The sequence below is a fragment of the Micromonospora sp. NPDC049359 genome (assembly GCF_044466585.1).
Classification (GTDB): domain Bacteria; phylum Actinomycetota; class Actinomycetes; order Mycobacteriales; family Micromonosporaceae; genus Micromonospora.
Genome location: NZ_JBITMW010000002.1, coordinates 525861 through 550089 on the forward strand (window position 1 = coordinate 525861; position 24229 = coordinate 550089).

Consider the following 24229-nt stretch of genomic DNA (forward strand, 5'->3'; position numbering starts at 1 on the left):
GGGTGTGCGGCTGCTCAGCGCGCCCAGCCGGTGACGTGCTGGCCGGACCTCGGGGGCTCCGGCCGGCGCGGCGGCTGACGGTCGGGGCCACCGGCCCCGACCGCGCCGGCGACGGCGCGCACCAGCCACGCGTTGACGGAGAGCCCGGCGCGACTCGCGGCCTCGTCGACGCTGGCCTTGAGGTGGTCGGGAAGGCGGAGGTTGATCCGGGACGTGCCGCCCTCGTCGCCCTCGGGTGGCAGCAGAGGCGCCGGGGCCGGAGCTGGCGCGGCGGGCTCGCCCGGCCCGTCCGTGGGCGCGGCGGCGGGCGCCACCACGAAGTCGGGCTCGCGTCCGCGCAGCCGGACGTGCACCGACCCGGGGGCGAGATCGCGGGTGATCTCGTCGGCCGCGTCGGACAGCGCCTCGAGCAGCGTGAGGTGGGTGGCCGCTTCGAGCTGGGTGAAGAGCCGTTCGGCCAGCGCCCGACTCTCCGGATCCACGCCCTCGGCTGCCACGGCGAACTCGTTACGCAGGTTCTCGACGTACGGCCTCAAGTCCATGGCACCATCATGGCACCACTTTGGCTCAGCATGCAACACCTGTGGCTCAGATTGCTGCCACCGTAGTCATCGGCGCTGCTCAGCGGGTGTGTCAGCGGTTGCGAACGCGCGGCGGACCACCCGGTTCGCGGCCTCCTGGCTCAGACCGGTGGCCACCAGCAGGTCGCTGGCGGTCGTCCGAACCTGCGCCACCACGACGTTCCCGGAGAAACCGACGCCTTCCCGGTAGGCGTCGCCAGCGGCGCAGACCGCCCGGAGCGCCCGCTCGCGCGCCTGAACGGGCTCCTTGCCGGCGGCGAACTGCCGCTGGAGCAGGCGTACCGCCTCGGCCAGGCCGGCGACCGCCGTGGGCAGGGGTTCCGGGACGGGCTCACCGTCCTCGAGCAGGGTCACCGCCCTACGGATCAGCGTTCCCGCATTGCGCATGGCCCGGTCGATCGGCTCCGCCGTGCGCGCGTACCGGGCCACCGGCCCCTGCCGCTGATGCCAGTGCACGGGTGAGAGGGTGCTGGCCTCCCGGGCACCCTGCGTCGCCTCGACGAGCGCACCCAGCTCGTCCTTGTTCTGCCGCAACCTCGCCCGGGCGGTCAGCGCGCGGTCGATGTCCCGGTCGGCCAACGCGCCGGCGGTGGCGTCGAGTTGGGCGCTGAGCAGGTCCAGCGCCGGTCGCGCGGCCCGGTTGAGCACCCGCAACGGGCTCAACGGCAGCAGGACGGCGGTGACCAGCAGCGCCACGGCGCCCCCGACGAGAGCATCCACGAAGCGGGGGATCTCCAGGTCGCGCACGGCTGGACTCAGCGTGGCGATGAGCACGGCCGTAGCGCCCGCCTGGATCACCACGGCCGCGCTGCCGACGAGGAACAGCGCGACGACGATCGCCAACACGACGATCAGAGCGAGCTGCCACCACCCGGTGCCCATCACCCCGAGCAGCAGGTCACCGACCAGCACCCCGACGGTGACACCGATGATCAGCTCGACGGTGCGGCGCAGGCGTTGCCCGACCGACGCCGCGAGGGTGGAGACCGCGGAGATCGGCGCGAACACCGGCTGCGAGACGTGCAGCACGTCGCGCACCACCAGCCAGGACAGCGCCGCGGCCACGCCGGCCTGCAGGGCCAGCCCCCCGATACCCCGAACCCGCCGCGCTCGATCCCGCAGCGTGCCCGACAGCTGGCCCCGCAGCCGCGCGGCGGTCGACGCCGGGCCGGGCGGCGCTGCCCCGTCGGCGCGCGCCGACGCGTCCCCGTCCACACCGGGACGACCGGCAGCGACCATGGCGGGCGGCTACCCCGCCCCACCCCGATCAATCCTGAACGCCGGGCGCGGCCACGCGGGCCCGCGCCGCGCCCGGCGTCGGACGGCGGTCCCGCTCAGCGCTCGGCGAGCGCCTTCTCGGCGTACGCCCAGAGCGCGTCCGCGGCCACCGGGTCGACCGCGTGGTCCGCGACGCCGTCCGAGGCATCTGGGCCACCGGGAACCACCTCCATCTCCTGGTTGTCGACGAAGTACCGGCCCCCGATGCCCTCAAGCAGGGGCGACGCCGCGAGCAGGACCGTGGTCGACGCACCCTGGGCGGGCGTCTTGTAGTAGTCCGGCACCACGAGGTTGCCCGCCTCGTCCATCCCGCCGAGCGCGCGCATCGTGTCGTCGTCGAGGTGGCGCTGGAGATTGGTGTGGATGTAGCCGGGGTTGAGGGCGTTGGCGGTGATCCCGTCCGCCGCCCACCGCCGGGTGATGCCCACCGCCAGCAGGACGTCCGCCGTCTTCGACTGCCCGTACGCCGTCCACCGGTCGTACGGCCGCCGCTCGAAGTGGGGATCCGCTGCGTCGAACGGGGCGCTCAGGTGTGCTCCGGAGCTGACCAGCACGACCCGCGCCGCGCCCGCCGCCCGCAGGTTGTCGCGCACTCCGACGGCCAGCGCGAAGTGCCCCAGGTAGTTGGTCGCGAGCTGGAGCTCCCAGCCCTGGGCCGAGAGCTGACGGGTCGGCAGCGCCATGATGCCGGCGTTGGCGACCAGCGCGTCGAGCGGGCCGTCCCAGGCCGCGACGAACGCGTCGACCGATGACAGATCGGCGAGGTCGAGCGCGGCCGACCGGACGCTTCCCCGCGCGGCGTCGCCGGCGAACTCCTCGACGATCCCCGCGGCCCGATCCGGGTCACGGACCGCTACCGTGACCTGCGCGCCGGCGCCGGCCAGTGCGCGAACCGTCTCGACACCGATGCCCGAGGCGCCGCCGGTGACGATCATCCGACGCCCGGTCAGGTCCACGCCGTCGAGGATCTCGGCGGCGGTGGTGCGGGCGGTGAATCCGGTGGTGAGGCGTGCGTGCGCTGTCATGTCCACCACGCTATGCAAGCTCACCCTGGACTGCCTATAGTCATAAGTCCTTCATACTTTCGCGAGCGTCCAGGACGGTGCGGATGGACCCACTCGAAGACGTGCTGGCACTGCTCGGTGCCACCGCGCACCTGTCCGCCGGTCTCGTCGCGGGTGGGCGCTGGGCGGTCCGGTTCGACCCGCCGGCCGGCGCCAAGTTCAACGCCATCCGACGCGGCAGCTGCCACCTGCTCATCGAGGGCGAGGCCGAACCGATCGCCCTCACCGAGGGCGACTGCTACCTGTTGACCCGGCCGGTGTCGTACACGCTCTTCAGCGATCCCGACGTACCGACCCAGCCGGCGTACCCGATCTTCGCCGCCGCCGGCGACGGCGTGGCACACGTCGGCGAGGGTGCCGACATGTTCCTCATCGGCGGCGCGTTCTCCCTAGGCGACAGGGGTCGCAGCCTCCTGCTGGACGGCCTTCCGCCGGTCATCCACGTGCCGGCCGACGCTCCCGAGGCCGCCACCATCCGGTGGGCCCTCGACCAGATCGACATCGAGCTGCGGCGGCCTCAGCTCGGGTCGCGGCTCGTCGCGGAACACCTGGCGCTCGTCCTGCTGATCCAGGTCCTGCGGGTGCACCTCGCCCGCGACCCGCAGCACACCTCCGGTTGGCTGGCCGGGCTCGCCGACCCGGTGGTCGCCCCCGCTCTGCGGGCGATGCACGCCCGGCCCGCGCAGCAGTGGACGGTGGATGCCATCGCCCGCAGCGCCGCCGTCTCCCGCTCGACGCTCGCCGCCCGCTTCCGGAAGGTCGTCGGCGTCGGTCCGCTGGAATACCTCACCGGATGGCGGATCGAACTCGCGGCGGACCGCATCCGGCACGGCTCCGACTCCGTCGCGGCCATCGCCCGAGCCGTCGGATACGGCTCGGAGAGCGCCCTCAGCGTGGCCTTCAAACGGGTCACCGGCGTCTCACCACGCGCCTACCGCCACAAGGTGGCCGGGAGCGTTCCGGGCGGGTAGGTGACGTGGCAAGCGCCGACCGGGGGCGACCCCGGGCGATTGGGCGCGTCCCGGCCGGGTAGACCCCGGTCCGCCACGCCGGTGGCGGGCCACCCACGGGCCGATCGCCGGCACCGGGCGGTCGGGGTGTCTCGGGGGGCGGTGGCGGATGGATCAGCGCGGATGAGCGGCCCCGACACCGCCTCCGACATCGTGGAGCTGCGGGTGCACGGCGTCTCCGGCGCGAGCACCGAGCAGGTGCTGGGCCTGGCGCGGACGGTGCAGGTCGCGGGCGACCAGATGGGCGGCTTCGTCCGGGTCCGGCCGAGCTGGGCGACCCCCGAGGCGCGCGGTGTGACGCTGGAGGCGTACCGCTGGGGCGACCTACCCTCCGGAACCGTCGCCCGCACCCTGGCGCTGGTGCTGCTACTGCCGTTCCTGCTGGTCAACGTGGCGATCTGGATGCGGCCGGCGAACCCCCGCTCGGAGAGCGTGGTCAAGTCCCTCTGCCGGGTGCTGGCACTCACCCTCACCGTGCTGTACGTGCTCGCCATCGCCGGCGTCGCCCTCGACCTGCTCGCCTGGCACTGCCTGAACTCGCCCCGCTGCCTGGCCGGCCGCAGCTGGTTGTCCTGGTTCAGCGGTCAGCCCGTCGGGCGACGACTGGCGGTGTTCGCGCTGGTCCCGGCCGCCGCGATCGGCCTGGTGTGGCGGCTCAGCAACCGGCCCGGACGGTCGTTCGAGGCGTTCCGCGCGCCCGACGAGGAGGTCGCCGGGCATCGGCTCAGCACGGTCGGCACGTGGGACGCGGAACCCCTGGTGGGGCGGCTGCGATCCGTACACGTCGCCGCGGCGTTCGGGACGTTGAGTCTCGTCCTGCTCACCGCTCGCGCCGCGCGCGGCGTCTCGGTCGCCACGATCGCGTTGGCGGTGGTCACCGGCGTGGTCCTGGCGGCCTGCGTGGCGCTGCTCTGCACGCCGGCGCTGATCGACCGGTCCCCCACCGACCGGCGGCTCGACACGATCACCACCGCCCTGCGCACGACCGCGATGGTCCTGGCCGTCGTGGTCGCCGCCCACGTGGCGACCAGCCCGGCCGGCTGGCGCGAGGACGCCGCACTGCCCGGCTACGACAGGACGCTGGTCTGGCTGTTCGCCACCCAGACGATCCTGCTGGCCGCCCTCGGCGTGTTCCTGCTCTGGCGGCGCAGGGGCAGCCCCCTGTTCGGGCTGGGAGCGCTGGTCATCGCGGCCGCGGGGATCAGCACGGCGGTGGGGTACTCCGCCGAGCTGGTCTACCGGGTGGCGGACTACCTCGACCGCGACCTGCCGACCGGGGAGGGCATCGCGTCGGGTCCGCCCCGGGCGTACACCTGGGCGATCTTCGGTTTTCTCCGCACCGCGCTGGTCACGGCGCTCGTCGCCGTGCTGGTCGTCACGGTCTCCCGCTCCGGACGTCGCCGCCGTGCGGCGGCGATCGTCACACGCGACTACCCGGACGCGCCGACGGAGGCCCGCCCGCGGCTGCGACAGGTACGCGACGCGGTGGCCCGGGCCAGCTTCACCGAACGTCTGGTGCTGCTGGGCGTGATCTTCGGTTGTCTCGCCGGGGTCGGCTCCGCCAGCACCACCCTCGGCCTGTTGGGCGTGTTTCCGGGCGACGTCGTCGAGCGGTACACCCGGTTGCCGGCGGGCGCGGTCACCTTCAGCATCGCGTTCACCAGTTGGGTGAAGGCGGTGGGCCTTCTCGGCCTGGTGCTCGCCGGTATCTTCGCCTACCGCACCACCAGCTTCCGGCGGCACATCGGTGTCATCTGGGACCTCGGCACCTTCTGGCCCCGGGCCGCCCACCCGTTCGCGCCGCCCTGCTACGCCGAACGGGCCGTGCCGGAGCTGACGCGGCGGATCACCTACCTGGTGGAGCGCGGGGACCGCGTGCTGCTCTCCGGGCACAGCCACGGCTCGGTCCTGCTCGCCGCCGCGGTGCTCCAGTTGCCATCCCGGATCGGCGGCCGGGTCGCGCTGCTCACGCACGGGTCACCGCTGCGCCGGCTCTACGCGCGACTCTTCCCCGCCTACCTCGACGACGCGGTGCTGCACGAGATCGGCAACCGGGTGGGCTGGCGGTGGGTCAACCTCTGGCGGGACACCGACCCGATCGGCGGGCGCGTCTTTCCCGACCGGGGACCCGAGGCGTCCGCCGGTGACCCGGCCGCCGCGGTGGACCGCCGGGAGGTCGACCCCAGCGATGTGGTGACCCCGCCCGGCGACAGCGTTCCGCCGCCGATCCTCGGGCACTGGCCGGCCGAGTCCGACGAGCGGTTCGCGGCGGCGGTGCGGGAGTTGGCGCACCGCCTGCGGCGCACGCCACCGGAGTGAGGCGGTGGCTACCCCGCCGCTCGGGCACGCCACCCGTCGAGGCGGGTGGCGGCGATGCGGGCGCCGTCGTCCGGAACGAGCGAGCGCTCGGTCAGCGTGGCGCCGAAGTAACGCGCCCCGGGGTCGGACACGACCGAACGGGAGTCGTGCCGGGTGGCGAGGACGGACCGTCCCAGCTCGTCGAGACGGAACTGTTCCGGGCCGGCGATCTCGACGACGCCGTTCGTCGGCGCGTCGAGCGCGACAGCGGTCACCTCGGACGCGACGTCGTCCGCCGCCATGGGTTGGATGAGCACCGGCGCCAGCCGCGCCGTGTCGCCGTCCGTGGCGGCGTCGACGATGCCCGGGAGGAACTCGAAGAACTGGGTCGCGTGGACCAGCGTGTACGGCAGACCGGACGCGGCGACGAGTTTCTCCTGTGCGACCTTCGCCCGCATGTACCCGCTCTCCGGGAGCCGGTCGGAACCCACGATCGAGAGCACGACGTAGTGCCGCACCCCGGCGGTGGCGGCGGCGAGGAGATTCCGGGTCGACGTCTCGAAGAACTCCCGGACGGCGGTGTCCTCGAACGACGGGGAGTTCGACGTGTCGACGACGACAGCGGCGCCGTCGAGCGCCTCGGCCACCCCCTCGCCGGTCAGGGTGTTCACACCGGTCTTCGGGGATGCCGCCACCGCCTCGTGGCCCTGCCCGCCGAGGTTCTGGACGACCTTAAAGCCGATGAGACCGCTCCCGCCGATGACGACGATCTTCATGATCGGACCACTTCCGGTGTGCCGAATCGCCTGACGAACCCAGCCTACGGAGCGCGCCGGACCGGCGCGGTTGACATCGCGACCCATGATTGTGGTCGCCGCCCCGCGAATCCTGGAGGTCGACGTGGCCGCTGTGTCCCATCCGGTGTTCGCGCGGGTCTACGAGCGACTCAGCGTCGCCATGGACCGTGCCGGCACCGCCGAATTCCGCCGTGACCTGGCCGCTGGCCTGAGTGGCCGGGTGATCGAGGTCGGCGCCGGCAACGGACGCATGTTCCCCCACTACCCCCGCGCCGTGACCGAGGTCGTCGCGGTCGAACCGGAACGTCGCCTGCGTGCCGCCGCCGTCCGCGCGGCCGCGGGCGCACCGGTGCCGGTCACGGTCGTCGACGGCCTGGCCGAGGCGCTTCCCGCCGCCGACGGCGAGTTCGACGCGGCAGTGGTCGCGCTGGTGCTGTGCACCGTGCCCGACCAGGCGGCAGCGCTCGCTGAGATCCACCGCGTGCTGCGCCCCGGCGGGCAGCTGCGCTTCTTCGAGCACGTCGCGGCCGAGGAAACCAGCCGCCTGCGCCGGGTCCAGCGGCTGTCCGACGCCACGCTGTGGCCGAAGCTGTTCGCCGGCTGCCACACCGGCCGCGACACCACGGCCGCCATCGCGGCGGCGGGGTTCGCCGTCGAGGAGCTGCGACGCTTCCGGTTCCCGACCGGCAGCTCCAGCCCCTCCTCGCCGTGCGTCGTGGGCCGGGCGACCCGGGTCGACAAGCGGGCGGCCTGAGCGCGCTCACCGGGGCGGCAGGCTCGACAGCCAGTCGTCCAGGGCCGCGGGGTGCGTGAACAGGAGAACCGGCGGGCGGGCCGGATCGGCCTGCCAGGCGCGCATCCGCCGCCGTGCGCGCCCGAACGCGGCGACGTGCCAGAGCAGGATCGAGTCCCGGGACAGCACGCTGCCGACTGATTCGCGGTTGCCGTTGCAGATCACCTCGCCCGTGCCCAGGCGGCGCAGCGTACGACGCAGCAGACGCCCGAACGAACGCCACCGCGGGTAGTCCAGGGCCACCACCAGGTCGGCGCGCGCCAGCGGTACGTCCCGCCACCCGTGGTACGCGCCGTCGAGGATCCAGGCGTCCCGGCGGCAGATCTCCTCGATCCGGCTGCGCTGCTGGGCGACCGGCACCTCGACCCAGCCCGGCAGCCACAGCAGGTCGTCCACCGGATACCACGGCACGTCGAGGCGCTGCGCCAACCGGGCGGCCAGAGTGGACTTGCCCGCGCCGTACACCCCGTAGACCAGGATGCGACGCGGTGCGGCCATCGCGGCAGCGTACGCCGGCCGACGACTACGTAGTCGGGTGGGCAAATCTACGTAGCGGCTGCGGACGTCCAACCACCCGACTCGCGGCTGCAATGGACACATGACCAGCAACGAGGCCGCGAAGGCCAGCAACCCGGACAGCGCCGAGGCGATCGCCCGGCCCACCACCGCACCGACCACACCGCCGCAACGAACCACCCCGGACGAGGCTCCGGCCCGGGCGGACGTCGCCCCACCGGCCCCGCCGCCGGTCCGGGCCCCCGCGCCGGCCCGCGAGGCCGAGCAGGCGCAGCGCGCCGACGGTCCGCCCGCCACGGCGACGCCGCCGGCCAAGGGTGACGCCCAGGCGGCACCGGCCACGCCGACGGCGACACCGCCGACGACCATCACCGCCGACACCGTCGCCGCCCGGGCCGTCGTGCTCGACGGCGCCGACAACGCTCTCGTCCTCACCAACTTCACGACCCGCGCGTACACGATCGGGATGAACGGCGGCACCAGCACCATCAGCCTGGCGAACGACAAGCGCGCCTACACGACAGTTCTGGACGGGCAGAACGGCAACCTGTGGGCCGCCAACAACGTCAACAGCCGGAGCCTGAGCGCCAACCAGGTCGACCTGGACGGGCCGGGCAACCACGTGAAGTTCTGTCACAGCAAGACCCGCACGTACACCATCGGCATCGACGGCGAGCACAGCTCGATGTCCTTCGCCCACCCGGACACCCGGCAGTACCGGCTGCTGCTCAACGGCACCACGGGCGACGTGTGGGCCGCCAACAACGTGAACAGCCCCAGTGTCACGGCGACCAACGTGTCCGCGACCAACGCGGTCAACTCCAAGGTCGTCGCGGCGAACGAGGTCGACCTCGACGGCGCCAACAACCACATCAAGTTCTGCCACAGCAAGACGCGCACCTACACGGTCGCGATCAGCGGTGACCAGAGTTCGATGTCCTTCGCCAACCCGGACACCCGGGCGTACACGGTGGTCATCGACGGGGTGCACGGCGACATCTCGCTCAGCAACGCCGACCTGGCCGAGGAGTTCGACGTCGCGGCCGGTCACCTGCCGTCGGCGATCCCGGGGGCGGTGCTCGTGATCGGCGAGACCGGCGCGTTGGAACTGGCCGACAAGCCGTACGACACGGCGGTGGCCGGCGTGGTCTCCGGCGCCGGCAGCTTCGCGCCGGCGATGGTGCTGGACCGGCGACCGGACAGCGAGCAGCGTCGCCCGCTGGCCCTGGCCGGCAAGGTCTACTGCCTGGTCGACGCGGCGCACGGCGCGGTGCGCCCCGGCGACCTGCTGACCACCTCCCCCACCCGGGGACACGCCATGCGGGTGGCCGACCCGCTCAAGGCGGTCGGGGCGATCCTGGGCAAGGCGCTCGGGCCGCTGCCGACCGGTCGGGCACTGGTGCCGATCATGGTGACCACGTCATGAACAGCCTGCGTCAGAAGGCCGGGAAGTACCTACGGTTCGAGGCGCCTCTGACGGTGCGGGAGGTCGGCACGGAACTCGGCCACCCCACCGGCTCCACCCGCCGGCTGCTCGTACAGCTCGAACAGACGTCGAGCGAGTGGTTCTCCGGGAGCCTGCTGCCCTCCAGCGTCAAGGGTTCGGCGTGGCTGCGGCTGTTCAGCGACGGCGGCTACATGTTCGACGGGCACGTGCACGAGAACGGCGCCGTCACGCACAACTGGTCGCTGGTCGCCACGCCGGGCTTCGTGGACGATGACGGCAACGCCTTCGTCTTCTCCGCGAGCGGCAAGGTGTCCGACAACCACAGCAGCGACGACTTCGCCGAGCACGGGCAGGACCCGCGGATCGCGCAGTACTGGGATCAGCTCAGCACGGCCAGCGTGAACTTCCGGCTGAGCGTGTCGATGAATGTGGCAGAGCTGATCGGCAACATCCTGAAGTGGATTCCGGTGGTGATCTTCGGCGCGGTGGTCGCCGGGTGGGTCGCGTTCTTCGGCCAGCCGGGCAAGGTCCACGCGTACAAGGACGAGAACGGGACCACCCACTTCTGGAAGTCGAGGGAGTGAGGTCATGGCCAGCGTCCGTACCGCCGCCGGCCGGTACCTCGACATCCGTGCGCCGCTGACGCTGCGTCAGGTGGGCGCGCAGGTCGGGCATCCGGCCGGGTCGACAAGGGTGGCGATGGACCGGCTGGAACAGGAGTGGACCGAGACGTTCTCCGGCAGCCTGCTGCCGTCGAGCGTGAAGGGCACGGCCTGGCTGCGGATGGCCAGCGACGGCCACTACTGGTTCCAGGGGCACGTACACGAGAACGGCTTCCTCAGCCACAGCTGGAGTTTCGCCGCCGGCCCGAACGTCGTGGACCGGCACAAGCAGGTGTTCGTGGCCGTCGCCACCGGCCGGGTGACCGACGATCACAGCAGCGACGACTTCAGCATCACCGGCCAGGACCCGCGCATCGCCGAGTTGTGGGAGCAGATCCGGTACGCGCCGGTCAGCTTCCGGCTCGACGTCACGGCCAACTTCGCCGAGGTCGCCAAGAAGGTCGGCATCGGCATCCTGACCGGATTGGGCTTCACGTTCCTGGTCTGCAGCATCAACGTCCTCGGCGCCAAGGGCGCGGACTGCCGTGAGGACTCCAACGGCCGGGTCACCTGCTACACAAAGAACTCCTAGGGGCGGTGGCCGGGGCGCACGTCGCGCCCCGGCCACCGCCGGTGGCCTCAGCCCGCCGGCCGTAAGGCGTCCGACAGGTCCCGCCGGGAGGTCACCGCCAGCTTGCGGTAGGCCCGTCCCAGATGTGTCTGCACGGTACGCACCGACAGCACCAACTCCTCGGCGATCTCCCGGTCGGACAGGCCCCGGGCGGCGAGCCCGGCGACCTGCCGCTCGCGCGCGGTCAGCCCCGCCACCCTCGCGGGGTCGTCCCGCACCGCCGATCGCAGCCGGGCACGCAGGTCGACGGCGAGCCGGACGGTGTCGGTGACCCCGGCCCGCCGGCCGACCTCGCCGGCCACCTTCAGCGCCTCGCCGGTCATGTTCATGTCCACCAGGCGGTGCGCGTGCTCCAGGATCACGGTGGGATCGCGTCCGGCCAGCGCGATCACCGCCCGGCCGGCGGCCACGAGCCGCTCGGCGTCCACGTGGACGAGAGCCTCGGCGATGCGGTCCGCGTAACGGGCCGGACCGGCGACCGGATCCAGGTGCGCGGCGTAGATGAGATAGCCCAGTTCCACCAACCAACTCCCGGAGGCGTGCGCGACCACGATCGCCTCGTCCATCAGCTCGCCCGCCCGAGCGCGCCGACCGGTCGCCGCGGCGACCGCCGCCAGCGCCCACGGGCGCAGCCCCGGGACCAGCGCGACCGCGTCGACGGGGTGCTCCCGTAGCACCGACTCCGCCTCGTCCGGGCGGCCGTCCTCGGCCAGCGTGACGGCCAGCCAGCCGGTTGCCTCGGCGCGGAACATGCCGTTGCCGCCGGCCTGTTGGGCGACGGCGTCCCGGAGCCGGCTGATGGCGCCCGCTCGATCCCCGCTGACCCGCTGGGCGTACCCGTCGAAGAGGGGCCAGGCGGTGGGGGACAGACCGGAGACGAGCGGGTCCGGGGGCAGCGGCCACCGACCGGTGGCCGGGTCGGTGACCGGACCGGTCGGGGTGGGCTGACGCCACAGCTCGGCCAGTGCCAGCGCCGCCCCGGCCATGCCACGGATCTGCGGCATGGCCGACGAGCCGGACCGCTCGACCGCCTCGACCACCGTGCGGCCCACCCGTACCGCCTCTTCCGTGCGGCCGGCCAGCACCAGCGCCACGACCGACGCCAACATGACCCGAAGCCGCGCGCCGCGCGGGAGTGACTCGCCCAGGAGCTGACGGGCGCTCGCCAGCGCCCCCGCCGACTCGCCGCTGAACAGCTGGACCAGCACGCCGAGCGCGGCCAACTCCGCCCGGCCGGCAGAGTCACCGGCCGCATCGGCTTCCGCGCGCAGTCGTCGCAGGTCGTCGTACGCCTGTCGGGGCTCCCGCCCGACCCAGAGGCGGTGCGCGGCCAGGGCCACCCCCACCGTCACCCGGGCGGTCGGGTCACCGGCCGCGTCGGCGTCCCGGGCGGCGGTCCGCAGCGTCTCGTACGCCTCGACGGCGCGGCCCTGCTCGGCGAGGGCGGCGCTGAGCGCGACCGCCGCCGACGCCCCACCACCCTCCTGCCACGCTCGCCGGGCCAACTGTTCCGAGGCCTCCGGGTCGGCGTACAGGCACAGGCCGGCAGACCGCACCAGTTCCGGCGGGTCAACCGGTTGCCCGGCGTGCACCGCCCAGAGCGCGCGGGCCACCGCGTGCGAGCCGCGCGGCGTGGCCTGCCGTGCGCCGGTCAGCAGCGTGGCGGCGATGCGGCGACGCCGGGCGGGTGACATGCGTCGGCGTACCGCCGCGCCGAGCATCGGATCGCGCAACCGCACCAGGACCTCGTCGCCGCGCTGCTCGCTGCGGAGCATACCGAGCTGTTCGAGGTCGGCGAGCAGCTCCGCCGACGCGGCGGCCTCCGCGACGGGCAGCGGCAGCGGCCCGCCGAGCGCCATCGCGGCCAGCGCCTCCTCACCGGGGCGGCCGACCTGGTCCAGCTCCCGGTCGAGCAGGTCCGCCAGCTGTGCGGGCACCGCCAGGCCGGCGCGCCAGCGCCACTGGTCGCTGTCGCGGGCCAGCGAACCGACCTCCTGCCCGTGGTCGAGCAACGCCACCGCCAGATGTGGCAGTCCGCCGGTCCACTGCCACAGCAGGTGGGTGGTGGAGCGGCTGACCGGACCTGCCAACCGCTCCGCCGCCAGCGCGCCGACCTCGGCCTCGGTCAGGGCGGGCACCACCAGTCGGGACAGTCCGACGTCCTTCCACAGCGCGACGACGGCGTCGGGCACCGGGACCCCCGACCGGACGGTGAGCAGGGCCCGGACCGCTCGGGCCTGCACGAGGCCGAGCAGCACACCGGCGGACGGCCCGTCGAGCAGGTGGGCGTCGTCGACGACCAGGACGGGCGTGCGGGCCGGGCCGCACCGCTCGACGAGGCTGGTCAGCACGGTGCTGTGCACCAGGGCCGGGTGCAGGGCGGGGTGACCGCCCGCGAGGAGTCGACCGAGCGCGCCGAAGGGCACCTCCTTGCTCGCCTCGGTGGCGGTGATCCACACCGTGGCGAACAGTCGCGGCGGCAGGTCGGCGACCACCGCGCGAGCGAGGGCCGTGCGACCCACCCCCGCCGGACCGATCAGGACGGCGCCATCGGCCCGCACCAGCGCGGCGCGGGCCTCGGCGAGCGTGCCGTCACGCCCTGTCAGCATTCCCGGATGATGACGGGCGAGCCGCGTCCCGGGCCATCACCCATCCGACAGATGACGGACAGCGTCAATCGGTGCGAGGCCGACGGTGTCCACCGCTCACGATAACCAGTTGCCGTGCGCCACGGACGTCGCCACAGTGGTGCCCATGACGTACTGACGGACACCACCTGAGGACCGCGCCGAGGCCATTTCACGCCGCCCGGCGCCGTACCGCCGTCCGTCCACTTGCGACTCAGCGAGAAATGAGCGTCGTTGTCCGAGCACCACTCCCCTGGGGAGTCCCTGTCCCTGTCCACCCCCGCCACCGTCACCGTGTTCGCGTCCGCCGCGAGCTGGATCGAGTCCGCCGCGCTCGACCAGTGCCGGCAGGTGGCGGCCCTCGACGGCATGGTCCACGTCGCCGGCATGCCGGACCTGCACCCGGGCAAGGGCGCCCCGATCGGCGCGGCCATGGCGTCGACGGTCCTGTACCCGTTCCTGGTCGGCTCCGACATCGGCTGCGGTATCGCCGTCTTCCCGATTCGACTCCGGCGCGTCGTACCCGAGCGGCTGGCCGCCCGGTTCCCCGACCTCGACCGCGCGCTGGACCCGGAGCGGGACGCCGACGACCCCGCCTGGGCCGTCCTCGCGGGTGACGTTCCCGCCGGCCACCTGGACGGACTCGGTACGGTCGGCCGCGGCAACCACTTCGTGGAGCTGGCCCGCGTCGACACCGTCTTCGCGCCGGAGCACGCCGACCGCCTCGGGCTGGCAACCGGTGACCTCGTCCTGGTCGTGCACAGCGGTTCGCGGGGCCTGGGTGAGCGGATCCTGCGGACGCACACCGAGACGCACGGGGCGGGCCCCGCACCCGACCCGGCCGCCTACCTGACCCGACACGACGAGGCGGTGCGCTGGGGCTCGCTCAACCGGCGGCTGCTGGCCGCCCGGGTCGCGTACGCCCTGGGGGCCGAACCGACCGAGCCGGTCGTCGACCAGTGCCACAACCTGGTCGAGGTGCGCGACGGCGTCTACCTGCACCGCAAGGGAGCGGCGCCGGGTGACGGTCGCGATGTGCTCGTCGCCGGTACGCGGGGCACCGCGTCGTACCTGGTGGCCGCCCACGCCGGGGCGGACGCCAACCACTCGGTGGCGCACGGCGCGGGTCGCAAGATGTCCCGCGCCGACGCGCTGCGCCGGGGCCGGGCCAAGCACACGGTCGAGGAGCTACGGCGTACCCCGGTGGGTTCGCTGGTGGTGTGCGGCGACCGGCAGTTGCTCTTCGAGGAGGCGCCCACCGCGTACAAGCGGATCGAGCAGGTGATCGGCGATCTCGTCGCCCACCAGCTCGCCACGCCGGTGGCCACCACGATCCCCCTGGTCACCTACAAGACGCCGGATGTCGGGGCCGCGCCTCGCTCGGACCGGCGGGATCAGCGTCGCGGGCGGGGTCGGTCGTGAGCCAGGCTCTGTTGCTGTCCGCCGGCCGTGGGCCGCGGGAGTGCGGGTGGGCGCTGGCCCACCTGCTGCGCCGTCTGGAGGGTGACGCCACCCGGCAGGGCGTGGCGGTCCAGCGGGTCCACGTGGTGCCCGGCGACCGGCCCGGCACCTACCGGTCGGTGCTGATCCGGCTGTCCGGCGTCGACGTCGAGGCGTTCGCCGCCTCCTGGACGGGGACGTTGTGCTGGCAGGCGCCCAGCCCCTACCGGACGAGCGCGGGTCGAAAGAACTGGTACGTGACGGCGCAACCGCCGCCGAGCGACGTTCCCCCGACGACGTTCGCCGAGGCCGACGTCGAGATCGTCGGCTGCCGCACCGGCGGTCCCGGCGGCCAGCACCGGAACAAGGCCAGCACGGCGGTACGCGCCACCCACCGCCCGTCGGGTCTCGTCGTCGTGGTGGACGACGAGCGGCAGTTCAGTCAGAACCGGCGCATCGCTCTGGAACTGCTGCGCCAGCGTGTCGAGCGGGGCGACGAGGCGGCCCGCCGCGCGGTCACCACAGCCAGGTGGCGCATCCACGACGACCTCGTGCGGGGCGATCCGACCCGCGTCGAACGCCCGGCGCGGACCTCGACGCCGGGTCGACGGCGGCGCGGACGGGCGGCCGCCGGCCACTGACAGCGGCGCGCTGGCGAGGGGTTGCAGGCGTGTCGGAGGACGTCGTATGTTAACGATCACATCGATGGGCTCGAATGAAATGCTCGCGCTCGCCGCCGCAGAAAGGTCGCCGACCGTGCCTCTGACCCGACGCGCGTTCACCCTGGGCGCGCTGTCCACCGCCGCTGCCGCCACCGGCGCGCTGAGCCTGCCCCGCACCGCCCTCGCCGCGCCGAACACCTCCTACGTCATGGCCTACTTCACCGAGTCGCCGCAGGGCCTGGGAGCGGACTACGGACTGCACCTCGCGGTCAGCCGTGACGGTCTCAACTGGACGCCGCTGAACCAGAACAACCCCGTCGTCACGCCGACCGCCGGGCAGTTGGGTCTGCGGGACCCGTTCGTCTTCCGCAAGCAGGACGGCGCCTTCGTGGTGCTGGCCACCGACCTCAAGGGCACCAACTGGAACCAGACCAGCCAGTACCTGCACGTGTGGGACTCGACCGACCTGACCAGCTTCACCGGCTACCGCCGGATCCGGATGCACACCCTGAACACCCACACCTGGGCGCCGACCGCCTTCTGGGACGCGGCGCGCGGCCAGTACGCCATCGTCTACTCGGCGAACAACGGCCAGGACGTCCTCCTGGTCAACTACACCAGCGACTTCCGGACGGTCAGCTCGCCGCAGGTGTTCTTCAGTCCGGGCTTCGGGGTCCTCGACGGCGACGTCGTCGTCGACGGCGGCACCACCTACCTGTACTACAAGAACCTCGCCAACGGGAACCTGTACGGCGCCCGGTCCAGCACCGCCGCCCCGAACAGCTTCACCACGTACACCTCGGGACTGCTGCAGGGCAGCGGCATCGAGGCGCCGCTGCTGGTCAAGGCGGTCGACGGTAGCGGCTGGCGGTTGTGGGGCGACTCGTACAGCCCGGTCAACAACGACTTCTACGCCTGGTCGACCACCGCCATCGGCGGCAACTCCTGGACGCCGCTGAACCAGCGCGACTACACGCCGCCGTTGAACTCGAAGCACGGGTCGATGACCGGCATCACCGACGCGGAGTACGCCGGTCTCGTCGCGCGGTGGGGTACGCCGAACTGGGTCCGACTGAAGTCCTCCAACCTGCCGGACCGCTACGTGCGGCACTACAACTACGTGGCCCGCGTCGACACGTACCCGTTCGACCCGTACCAGGACCAGTTGTGGCGGATGGTTCCCGGCCTCGCCGACTCGGCCGGGGTGTCGTTCGAGTCGGTGAACAAGCCCGGGTACTTCCTGCGCCACTACAACTACGAGGTACGGCTGGAAGTCACTGACAACACCTCGGTGTTCCGGGCTGACGCGACCTTCTACCGCACCGCCGGGCTGGCCGACGCGTCCTGGACGTCGTTCCGCTCCTACAACTACCCGACCCGCTACCTCCGGCACTACAACTACCTGCTGCGCATCGACCCGCTGAGCGCCAGCTCGGGTGCCACGGACCGGCAGGACGCCACCTTCCGGATCACCTCGTGACGCGAGCCGGACCGGATGGCACCCGCCACACGGCCCGGCCTCACACCTCGAGGACCGCGTCGGCGAACGCCCGCGGCGCCTCCTGGGGCAGGTTGTGCCCGACGCCGCCACCGACGGTCCGGTGCTCGTACCGGCCGGAGAACTGCTTGCCGTAGACGCTGGCGTCCAGGTGGGGCGCGCCGTTGGCGTCACCCTCCAGGGTGATGCTGGGCACCGTGATCTTCGGCTTGCCGGCGAGGCGCTTCTCCACCTCGGCGTACTGCGGTTCACCCTCGGCCAGGGCCAGCCGCCACCGATAGTTGTAGATCACGATGTCGACGTGGTCGGGATTGTCGAACGCGGCCGCGCTGCGGTCGAACGTCGCGTCGTCGAACGTCCATTTCGGCGATGCCGTCTGCCAGATGAGCCGGGCGAAGTCGCGGCGGTTGCGGTCGTACCCCTGCCGGCCGCGCTCGGTGGCGAAGTAGTACTGGTACCACCAGGAGAACTCGGCCTTCGGCGGCAGCGGCACCCGGCCCGACTCCTGACCGTCGATCAGGTAACCGCTCACCGACACCAGACCCGCACAGCGCTCGGGCCACAACGCGGCCACGACGTCGGCCGTACGCGCTCCCCAGTCGAATCCGGCGAGTTTCGCGCTGTCGATGCCCAGGGCGTCCATGAGGGCGACGAGGTCGAGCCCCATGGCGGCCGGCTCACCGTTGCGCACGGCGTCGTCGGCGAGGAACCGGGTCGTGCCGTAACCCCGCAGGTACGGCACGACGACCCGGTGGCCGGCGTCGGTGAGCAGCGGCACGACCTCGGCAAAGCTGTGGATGTCGTACGGCCAGCCGTGCAGCAGGATCACGGGCGGCCCGTCCGGCGGGCCGGCATCGACGTACCCGACGTTCAGGACCCCGGCGTCGATCTGTCGTACGTCGTCGAACAGCGCCATGGCCGGCACCCTTCATCGGTTGGTCAAGCCTGGGGGCCGCGCCCGGAGTGCGCCCACCCTGGGGAGAGCGTACGAAGCCCCGAGCCGCCCGGCGGCGCGTTGGGCAAGGAGACCGGGGCCCGGCCGGCGGATGGTTAAGATGCGCCGCCGTACGCCGTCGGCCCCCACCCAGGTCCGATGCTGGTCGTAGGGTGGTGACATGGCTGAGCGATCCCTGACCCTGATGGCGGTGCACGCGCACCCCGACGACGAGGCGACGAGCACCGGTGGCGTCCTCGCCCGGTACGCCGCCGAGGGTGTCACCACGGTCCTCGTGACCTGTACGGACGGGCGGTGCGGCGACGGGCCGGGCGGGGTCAAGCCCGGCGAGCCCGGTCACGACCCGGCCGCCGTCGTGGCGATGCGTCAGGCCGAGCTGGAGGTCAGCGCGGCCACCTTGGGAATCACCCACCTGGAGACGCTCGGCTACGCCGACTCCGGGATGATGGGCTGGTCGACGAACGACCAGCCCGGCTCCTTCTGGACGACGCCGGTGGCGCAGGCCGCGGACCGGCTCGCGGAGCTGATCCGCCGGTACCGGCCGGACGTCGTCGTCACCTACGACGAGAACGGCTTCTACGGCCACCCCGACCACATCCAGGCGCACCGCATCACCATGGCCGCCGTGGCGCAGACCGACGTCCCCGCGAAGGTCTACTGGACCACCGTGCCCCGCACGGCGTTCGAGGAGTTCGGCCGGGTCATGAAGGAACTTGGCGTCGAGTGGGCCGACCCGGACGAGTCGTCGGATATGCCGGAGCTGGGTCTCCCCGACGACGAGATCACCACCTGGGTCGACACCCGCGCCCACGGTGCGCAGAAGTTCGCGGCCCTGGCCGCGCACGCCAGCCAGACCGAGAACATCTTTTTCCTCCAGCTCGGCCAGGAGCGGTTCACCGAGTTGATGGGCATGGAGACCTTCGTCCGGGTGCGGGACACCACCGACGCGCCCGTTCCCGAGGACGACCTCTTCGCAGGCCTGCGCTGACGCCGCCCCCGCCTGCCCGCCACGGCGCGTGAAAGGAAGGGCCCCCTATTAGCAGACGTCTGTTAACAGGGGGCCCTTCCTTTCACCAACGGTTAGGACGCCGCGGCCGACTGTCCGCTGCGACGGTCCCGCTCCGGGTCCTCCCCGGGGCGGGACGTCAGCACCCGGGGACCGGACTCGGTGACCGCGATGGTGTGCTCGGAGTGGGCCGAGCGCGAACCGTCCGAGGATCGGATCGTCCAGCCGTCCTGGTCAAATTTGATCTTGTCGGTGGTCCGGCACAACCACGGCTCGATCGCGAGCGTCAGGCCGGGTTTGAGTGTCATGCCCCGGCCGGGACGGCCGTTGTTGGGCACGTGCGGGGCCTCGTGCATGGTGCGACCGATGCCGTGCCCACCGAACTCGTTGTTGACCCGATAGCCGTAGCGGTGGGCGACCTCGCCGATGGCGGCGGAGATGTCGCCGAGCTGGTTGCCCGGTCGGGCGGCGTCGACGCCGGCCTTCAGCGCGACCTCGGTGGCCTCGATCAGCTTCAGGTCGGCCGGGGCGGGAGCGCCGACGACGAACGACAGCGCCGAGTCGGCGGCCCAGCCGTCGATCTCGACCGCCATGTCGATGCTCAGCAGGTCACCGTCGCGCAGGAGGTAGTCGTGCGGCAGGCCGTGCAGCACCGCGTCGTTGACCGAGAGGCACAGGACGTTACGGAAGGGCCCACGACCGAACGACGGCGTGTAGTCCCAATAGCACGATTCGGCGCCACGCTCGGCGATGCGGCGGCGGGCGTGGTGCTCGATCTCCATCAGGTTGACGCCGACAGCGGCCACCGTCCGCAGCTCGGCCAGCAGTTCGCCGACGAACTGGCCGGTCACGGCCATCCGGTCGATCTCCGCGGCAGACTTCAGCTCGATCACGACAAACCCTCCCCATCCGGTGCGGTATATTTATACCACGCCGTGCGGGCGTCCGGCGGGTCGACATTGCCGGCCTCCAGCGGCGGAACTATCCTGCTCACATGGTTCGGCCACCGCTCACACCGGAGCAGATCGCCGCGGGGCAACGCCTTGGCGCGGCGCTGCGGGTCGCGCGGGGGGGCCGCAGTCTCGCCGAGGTCGCCCTCGCCGCCGGCATGTCACCGGAGACCCTGCGCAAGATCGAGGTGGGTCGGCTCCCGGCGCCCGCCTTCGGCACCGTGGTCTGCCTCAGCGAGGTCCTCGGTGTCGCGCTCAGCGACCTCGCCGACGTGTGGCTCGCCGACCCGCGGGTCCGCGAGGCGTCCTGAGCACTCGGCCAGGGCACGCTCGCGGGCACGCGCCGCGCGGAACACCCGGACCGGCACCTCGCTCGCTCCCTGAACAGGGGCGGCGGCGCCCAGAACCGACCGACGGTCGGAAAAGCCACCGATAACCGTCTATGGACAGGGCCGCCTGTTAACGCTAACGTAACGACGGCCGTCGATAACTGACCGTCACCGGTGCCTCCCAACTGCTGGCCCCGGCCGCGGTCTACGTCGTTCGCGGCGCGGGCGGGTGGAGCGTGGCCGACACGGGACGGCCCGAGCTCACCACCGGGCGACCCGTGCCGAGGGCCGGACGACGGATGCCTGACCAGCGGCGCCCGCAGGTCGGCATCACCTCGATCGGCCGGAGCCGTGCCGTCGATCGGCCTTCCCACAATCGCTCCAGGCCACAGCCACCGCCGTCACCGCGACCCCGGGCCGGGTCGCGGGCGGCGACCGCACCACCGCGTACCCGTCGCGCCCGGCCCGCCGACCCCACCGTCCGCGCGGTCAATCCCGCGCCGGACGGTTCCGGCGACGCCGTACGCGCCCGCGGACCGGGCCCCGTCCCGTCGTCCCCCTGCTCAGAGTCCGGGCCCGAGCAGGGTGAACGGGGCGGGGCCCGCACACCGCCAACTCCCACCCTTGAGGAGAGAACGTGCGAACCCAAGACATCCGACATCGGCGACCGGCGCTCGTCGCCGCGGCCGCCACCCTCGTGCTCGTCGGCGCCGCCGCCGCTCAGACGGGCGCCTCGGCGGCCGCCGCCGGCTGCCAGGTCACCTACGCGGTCAGCTCCCAGTGGCAGGGCGGCTTCGGCGCCAACGTCACCATCACCAACGTGGGCGACGCCATCAACGGGTGGCGGCTGAACTGGAACTTCGCCGCCGGCCAGACCGTCACCCAGCTCTGGAACGGCAGCTTCACCCAGGCCGGCGCCCAGGTGAGCGTCACCAACGCCGCCTACAACGGCAGCATCGGAACCAACGGCAGCACCAGCTTCGGCTTCAACGGCAGTTGGACCGGCAGCAACCCGACGCCGACCTCCTTCGCCCTCAACGGCGTCACCTGCAACGGCGTGGTGGACCCGACGACGCCCCCGCCCACCACGCCCCCGCCCACCACGCCGCCTCCGACGACGCCGCCACCCACCACACCACCGCCCACCACGCCGCCGCCCACCACTCCCCCACCGAGCACGACGCTGCCCTGCGACATCTACGCGGCGGGCGGCACGCCCTGCGTCGCGGCGCACAGCACCACCCGCGCCCTGTACGCCTCCTACAACGGCTCGCTCTACCAGGTACGCCGATCCTCGGACAACACCACCCGTGCCATCGGCGTCCTCAGCGCGGGCGGACGCGCCAACTCCGCCACCCAGGACAGCTTCTGCGCGAACACCACATGCGTCATCACGGTCATCTACGACCAGTCGGGGCGTGGCAACAACCTCGGCTACCAGGGGGCCGGTGGCATCGGTGGCGCCGTACAACCGGCGGTCGCGACCAGGGAGTCGTTGACGGTCGGCGGGAACAAGGTCTACTCGCTCTACATCAACGGCAACAGCAGCTACTGGCGGGACGGTCACCTGACCGGCATCCCGACCGGCGCCGCGCCCGAGGGCATGTACATGGTGACCAGCGGCACCCACGTCAACAGCGGCTGCTGCTTCGACTACGGCAACAGCGAGACCACCCGCCGGGCCGACGGCGCGGGCGCGATGGACGCAATCTACTTCGGCACCAGTTGCTGGTTCGGTGGCTGCTCCGGCTCCGGCCCCTGGGTGCAGGCCGACCTGGAGTACGGCCTCTACCCCGGCGGCAGCAGCTCCTGGAACAGCAACCAGCGGGCCTTCACCAGCAAGTTCGTCACCGCCACCCTGAAGAACAACGGCACCTCACGCTTCGCCATCAAGGGCAGCAACGCCCAGTCCGGCGGCCTTTACACCCTCTATGACGGGTCGCTGCCACGCGGGTACAGCCCGATGAGGAAGCAGGGCGCGATCATCCTCGGCAGCGGCGGGGACTGCTGCATCGACAACTCCAACCAGAGCGTCGGTACGTTCTACGAGGGCGCGATGGTGGCGGGCTACCCGTCCGACGCGGCCGAGAACGCGGTGCAGGCGAACATCGTCGCCGCCGGCTACCGCTGAGAGCGCGTGACCGCCGCCCCGCGACGCGACGGCGGCGGTCACGAAGGTCCGCGCACGCCGTGTGGCCCGACCCGGGAACGTCCCGGGCCGGGCCACACCGGTGGTTCAGGCCGCGTTCCGGCTCACCACCATCGGGTACGCCTCAACCGCGCGTCCACTTCTGACCGTTGCCGCCGTTGCAGGTCGCGAGCACCACCTGGGTGCTGTTGGCGGTTCCACCGGCGTTCGGCGCGAGGCACAGTCCGGACTGCACACCGGTGACGGAGCCGTCCGTGTTGAGGTTCCACTGCTGGTTCGCGCCCCCGGTGCAGTCCCAGATGATCACCCGCGTGCCCGCCGTCGTCGCGGCGCCCTCGGCGTCCAGGCACTTCGTCCCGTACACCTGGAGTTGCCGGCCCGCCGTCGAGGCCCACTGCTGGTTCGCGCCGCCGTTGCAGTCCCACAACGCGACCTGGGTACCGTTCGTGCGCGACTGCGCCGGGACGTCCAGGCAGCGGCCGGCGGCGGAGTTGCGCAACGCCCCGGTCGTGCCGCCCGGGGGCGGCGTCGTCGGAGGTGTCGTCGTCGGAGGCGTCGTGCCGCTGGTGGTGTCGAAGCCGAGGAACCGGATCGCCTGCGCGGCGTCGAACGGGATGGAGTGGCCGTACCCCTGGAAGCTGATCGCCTCGACCGGCGCGGTGCCGCCGGTGCCGCCGTAACGCGTCCTGGTGGCGCTGGTCTGCGGGTAGTCGGTGTAGCTGGGGGTCTGGGACACGCCCTGCACGTTGGTCCACTGCTTGATCTGCTCGCCGAAGTTGACGTAGCTCAGCGTGGTGTCCGTGGTGCCGTGCCAGATCTGGAAGCGGGGACGCTTGCCGGTGTAGCCGGGGTACGCGTTGCGCACCAGATCGCCCCACTGCTGCGGGGTCTTCACGATCCGCCCGCCGGAGCACTCGCTGTTCCACTCCGCGCCGTTGGTGGTCGCGAAGCAACCGAACGGAACGCCCGAGGAGCTGACGCCGGCGTTGAACAGGTCGGGGTAGAGGCCGACCATCACGTTGGTCATCATGGCGCCGGAGGAGAAGCCGGCCACACCGATGCGGTCCGGGTCGACCGGGTAGCGACTCCGGACGTAGTCGACCATCGACTTGAGGCCGACCGGGTCGCTGCCGCCGTCGCGGCGCAGGGCCTGCGGGGAGGAGACGTCCCAGCACTTGCTGCTCCGGGTCACGGACGGGTAGATGACGATGTAGCCATAGCGGTCGGCCAGCGAGCTGAGCCCGAAGCCGGTGTGCACGGCCGGGCCGCTGCCGGTGCAGTAGTGCAGGGCGAGCAGGAGAGCCGGACGCGCCGCTACCCGGTCCGGCACGTACAGGTGCATCTGCAGGTTCGTCGGGTTCGTGCCGAAGTTGGTTACCTGGGTGAGGGTCGCGGCCGACGCCGGGGTGGCGACCGTGACCACGGCCGTCATCGTCGCCAGCGCCGTCGCCAACGCGGCGGCCAGCAGTGCGAACCTTGTTCTCATGGGCGGATCCCTCTCGGTCGGTGGCAGCGTTGGTGGCGCGCGGGAAGGACGTTCGGGACGACGCCCTCGCGGGCGCGCGACATCTGCCGCGCGTCGCCGGCGGCTGGTGA

General features: G+C 72.4%; 21 protein-coding genes. 12 read left to right on the forward strand and 9 right to left on the reverse strand.

Annotated elements, in window-relative coordinates:
• Positions 1-14 precede the first annotated feature (14 nt).
• The 3 genes from ACIBTX_RS08535 to ACIBTX_RS08545 form a co-directional block, all read right to left on the reverse strand.
• Positions 15-542: a hypothetical protein gene (locus ACIBTX_RS08535; protein ID WP_357120423.1), complete on the reverse strand. Its 528-nt coding sequence runs from the start codon at positions 540-542 to the stop codon at positions 15-17.
• A gap of 66 nt (positions 543-608) precedes the next feature.
• The gene (locus ACIBTX_RS08540) at positions 609-1820 is read right to left on the reverse strand and encodes an FUSC family protein (protein ID WP_357120426.1); all 1212 of its coding nucleotides are present in this window, start codon (positions 1818-1820) and stop codon (positions 609-611) included.
• 95 nt (positions 1821-1915) lie between these two features.
• A complete protein-coding gene (locus ACIBTX_RS08545; protein ID WP_357120429.1) occupies positions 1916-2884 on the reverse strand; it encodes an SDR family NAD(P)-dependent oxidoreductase in 969 nt (322 codons plus the stop codon).
• Between the two features lie 83 nt (positions 2885-2967).
• Here ACIBTX_RS08545 and ACIBTX_RS08550 point away from each other — a divergent pair, with 83 nt between their 5' ends.
• Positions 2968-3894 carry an AraC family transcriptional regulator gene (locus tag ACIBTX_RS08550; protein ID WP_357120432.1) on the forward strand — a complete coding sequence of 309 codons (927 nt, stop codon included), beginning with the start codon at positions 2968-2970 and terminating at the stop codon, positions 3892-3894.
• Between the two features lie 162 nt (positions 3895-4056).
• Positions 4057-6252 carry a hypothetical protein gene (locus ACIBTX_RS08555; protein ID WP_357120435.1) on the forward strand — a complete coding sequence of 732 codons (2196 nt, stop codon included), beginning with the start codon at positions 4057-4059 and terminating at the stop codon, positions 6250-6252.
• A gap of 8 nt (positions 6253-6260) precedes the next feature.
• On the opposite strand, the gene ACIBTX_RS08560 is transcribed toward ACIBTX_RS08555, so the two are convergent.
• Positions 6261-7007, reverse strand: a complete 747-nt coding sequence (locus ACIBTX_RS08560; RefSeq protein WP_396832255.1) for an SDR family oxidoreductase — start codon at positions 7005-7007, stop codon at positions 6261-6263.
• An 85-nt stretch (positions 7008-7092) separates the two neighbouring features.
• Here ACIBTX_RS08560 and ACIBTX_RS08565 point away from each other — a divergent pair, with 85 nt between their 5' ends.
• A complete protein-coding gene (locus ACIBTX_RS08565; protein ID WP_363661522.1) occupies positions 7093-7782 on the forward strand; it encodes a class I SAM-dependent methyltransferase in 690 nt (229 codons plus the stop codon).
• A gap of 6 nt (positions 7783-7788) precedes the next feature.
• Here the strand turns inward: ACIBTX_RS08565 and ACIBTX_RS08570 are convergent, their stop codons facing one another.
• On the reverse strand, positions 7789-8319 hold the full coding sequence (locus ACIBTX_RS08570; RefSeq protein ID WP_396832256.1) for an adenylate kinase: 531 nt from the start codon (positions 8317-8319) through the stop codon (positions 7789-7791).
• Between the two features lie 100 nt (positions 8320-8419).
• Between ACIBTX_RS08570 and ACIBTX_RS08575 the strand changes: the two genes are divergently transcribed.
• Genes ACIBTX_RS08575 through ACIBTX_RS08585 form a run of 3 tightly spaced genes read left to right on the forward strand, consistent with a single transcriptional unit; the run spans position 8420 to position 10978 of the window.
• Positions 8420-9763: a hypothetical protein gene (locus ACIBTX_RS08575; protein WP_357120447.1), complete on the forward strand. Its 1344-nt coding sequence runs from the start codon at positions 8420-8422 to the stop codon at positions 9761-9763.
• Positions 9760-10368 carry a hypothetical protein gene (locus tag ACIBTX_RS08580; protein ID WP_355050456.1) on the forward strand — a complete coding sequence of 203 codons (609 nt, stop codon included), beginning with the start codon at positions 9760-9762 and terminating at the stop codon, positions 10366-10368. The genes ACIBTX_RS08575 and ACIBTX_RS08580 overlap by 4 nt, the downstream gene beginning before the upstream one ends.
• A 4-nt stretch (positions 10369-10372) precedes the next feature.
• Positions 10373-10978, forward strand: coding sequence for a hypothetical protein (locus ACIBTX_RS08585; protein WP_396832257.1), 606 nt, complete (start codon positions 10373-10375; stop codon positions 10976-10978).
• Between the two features lie 47 nt (positions 10979-11025).
• On the opposite strand, the gene ACIBTX_RS08590 is transcribed toward ACIBTX_RS08585, so the two are convergent.
• Positions 11026-13626 carry a LuxR C-terminal-related transcriptional regulator gene (locus ACIBTX_RS08590; RefSeq protein ID WP_396832258.1) on the reverse strand — a complete coding sequence of 867 codons (2601 nt, stop codon included), beginning with the start codon at positions 13624-13626 and terminating at the stop codon, positions 11026-11028.
• A 252-nt stretch (positions 13627-13878) separates the two neighbouring features.
• Between ACIBTX_RS08590 and ACIBTX_RS08595 the strand changes: the two genes are divergently transcribed.
• From ACIBTX_RS08595 to ACIBTX_RS08605, 3 genes are all read left to right on the forward strand, one after another.
• Complete coding sequence (locus ACIBTX_RS08595) at positions 13879-15066, forward strand: RNA ligase RtcB family protein (RefSeq protein WP_357120456.1); 1188 nt, start codon at positions 13879-13881, stop codon at positions 15064-15066.
• Positions 15063-15725 carry a peptide chain release factor H gene (gene prfH, locus ACIBTX_RS08600; RefSeq protein ID WP_396832259.1) on the forward strand — a complete coding sequence of 221 codons (663 nt, stop codon included), beginning with the start codon at positions 15063-15065 and terminating at the stop codon, positions 15723-15725. Before ACIBTX_RS08595 ends, prfH begins: the two co-directional genes overlap by 4 nt.
• A 115-nt stretch (positions 15726-15840) precedes the next feature.
• The gene (locus ACIBTX_RS08605; RefSeq protein ID WP_357120462.1) at positions 15841-17226 is read left to right on the forward strand and encodes a glycoside hydrolase family 43 protein; all 1386 of its coding nucleotides are present in this window, start codon (positions 15841-15843) and stop codon (positions 17224-17226) included.
• A gap of 40 nt (positions 17227-17266) precedes the next feature.
• On the opposite strand, the gene ACIBTX_RS08610 is transcribed toward ACIBTX_RS08605, so the two are convergent.
• A complete protein-coding gene (locus ACIBTX_RS08610) occupies positions 17267-18160 on the reverse strand; it encodes an alpha/beta fold hydrolase (protein ID WP_396832260.1) in 894 nt (297 codons plus the stop codon).
• A 199-nt stretch (positions 18161-18359) separates the two neighbouring features.
• Here ACIBTX_RS08610 and ACIBTX_RS08615 point away from each other — a divergent pair, with 199 nt between their 5' ends.
• Entirely contained in the window at positions 18360-19187 is an 828-nt protein-coding gene (locus tag ACIBTX_RS08615) for a PIG-L family deacetylase (protein ID WP_357171494.1), read from the forward strand.
• A gap of 92 nt (positions 19188-19279) precedes the next feature.
• On the opposite strand, the gene map is transcribed toward ACIBTX_RS08615, so the two are convergent.
• On the reverse strand, positions 19280-20098 hold the full coding sequence (gene map / locus ACIBTX_RS08620; protein WP_357171493.1) for a type I methionyl aminopeptidase: 819 nt from the start codon (positions 20096-20098) through the stop codon (positions 19280-19282).
• A 101-nt stretch (positions 20099-20199) separates the two neighbouring features.
• Here map and ACIBTX_RS08625 point away from each other — a divergent pair, with 101 nt between their 5' ends.
• Together ACIBTX_RS08625 and ACIBTX_RS08630 are read left to right on the forward strand one after the other, a co-directional pair.
• Positions 20200-20466, forward strand: coding sequence for a helix-turn-helix transcriptional regulator (locus ACIBTX_RS08625; protein ID WP_357120474.1), 267 nt, complete (start codon positions 20200-20202; stop codon positions 20464-20466).
• 655 nt (positions 20467-21121) lie between these two features.
• Complete coding sequence (locus ACIBTX_RS08630) at positions 21122-22615, forward strand: arabinofuranosidase catalytic domain-containing protein (protein ID WP_357120477.1); 1494 nt, start codon at positions 21122-21124, stop codon at positions 22613-22615.
• A 142-nt stretch (positions 22616-22757) separates the two neighbouring features.
• Here ACIBTX_RS08630 and ACIBTX_RS08635 read toward each other — a convergent pair whose 3' ends face one another.
• Positions 22758-24119 (reverse strand): PHB depolymerase family esterase, encoded by a 1362-nt coding sequence (locus ACIBTX_RS08635; protein ID WP_357120480.1) that lies wholly within the window; start codon positions 24117-24119, stop codon positions 22758-22760.
• Between the last annotated feature and the right edge of the window lie 110 nt (positions 24120-24229).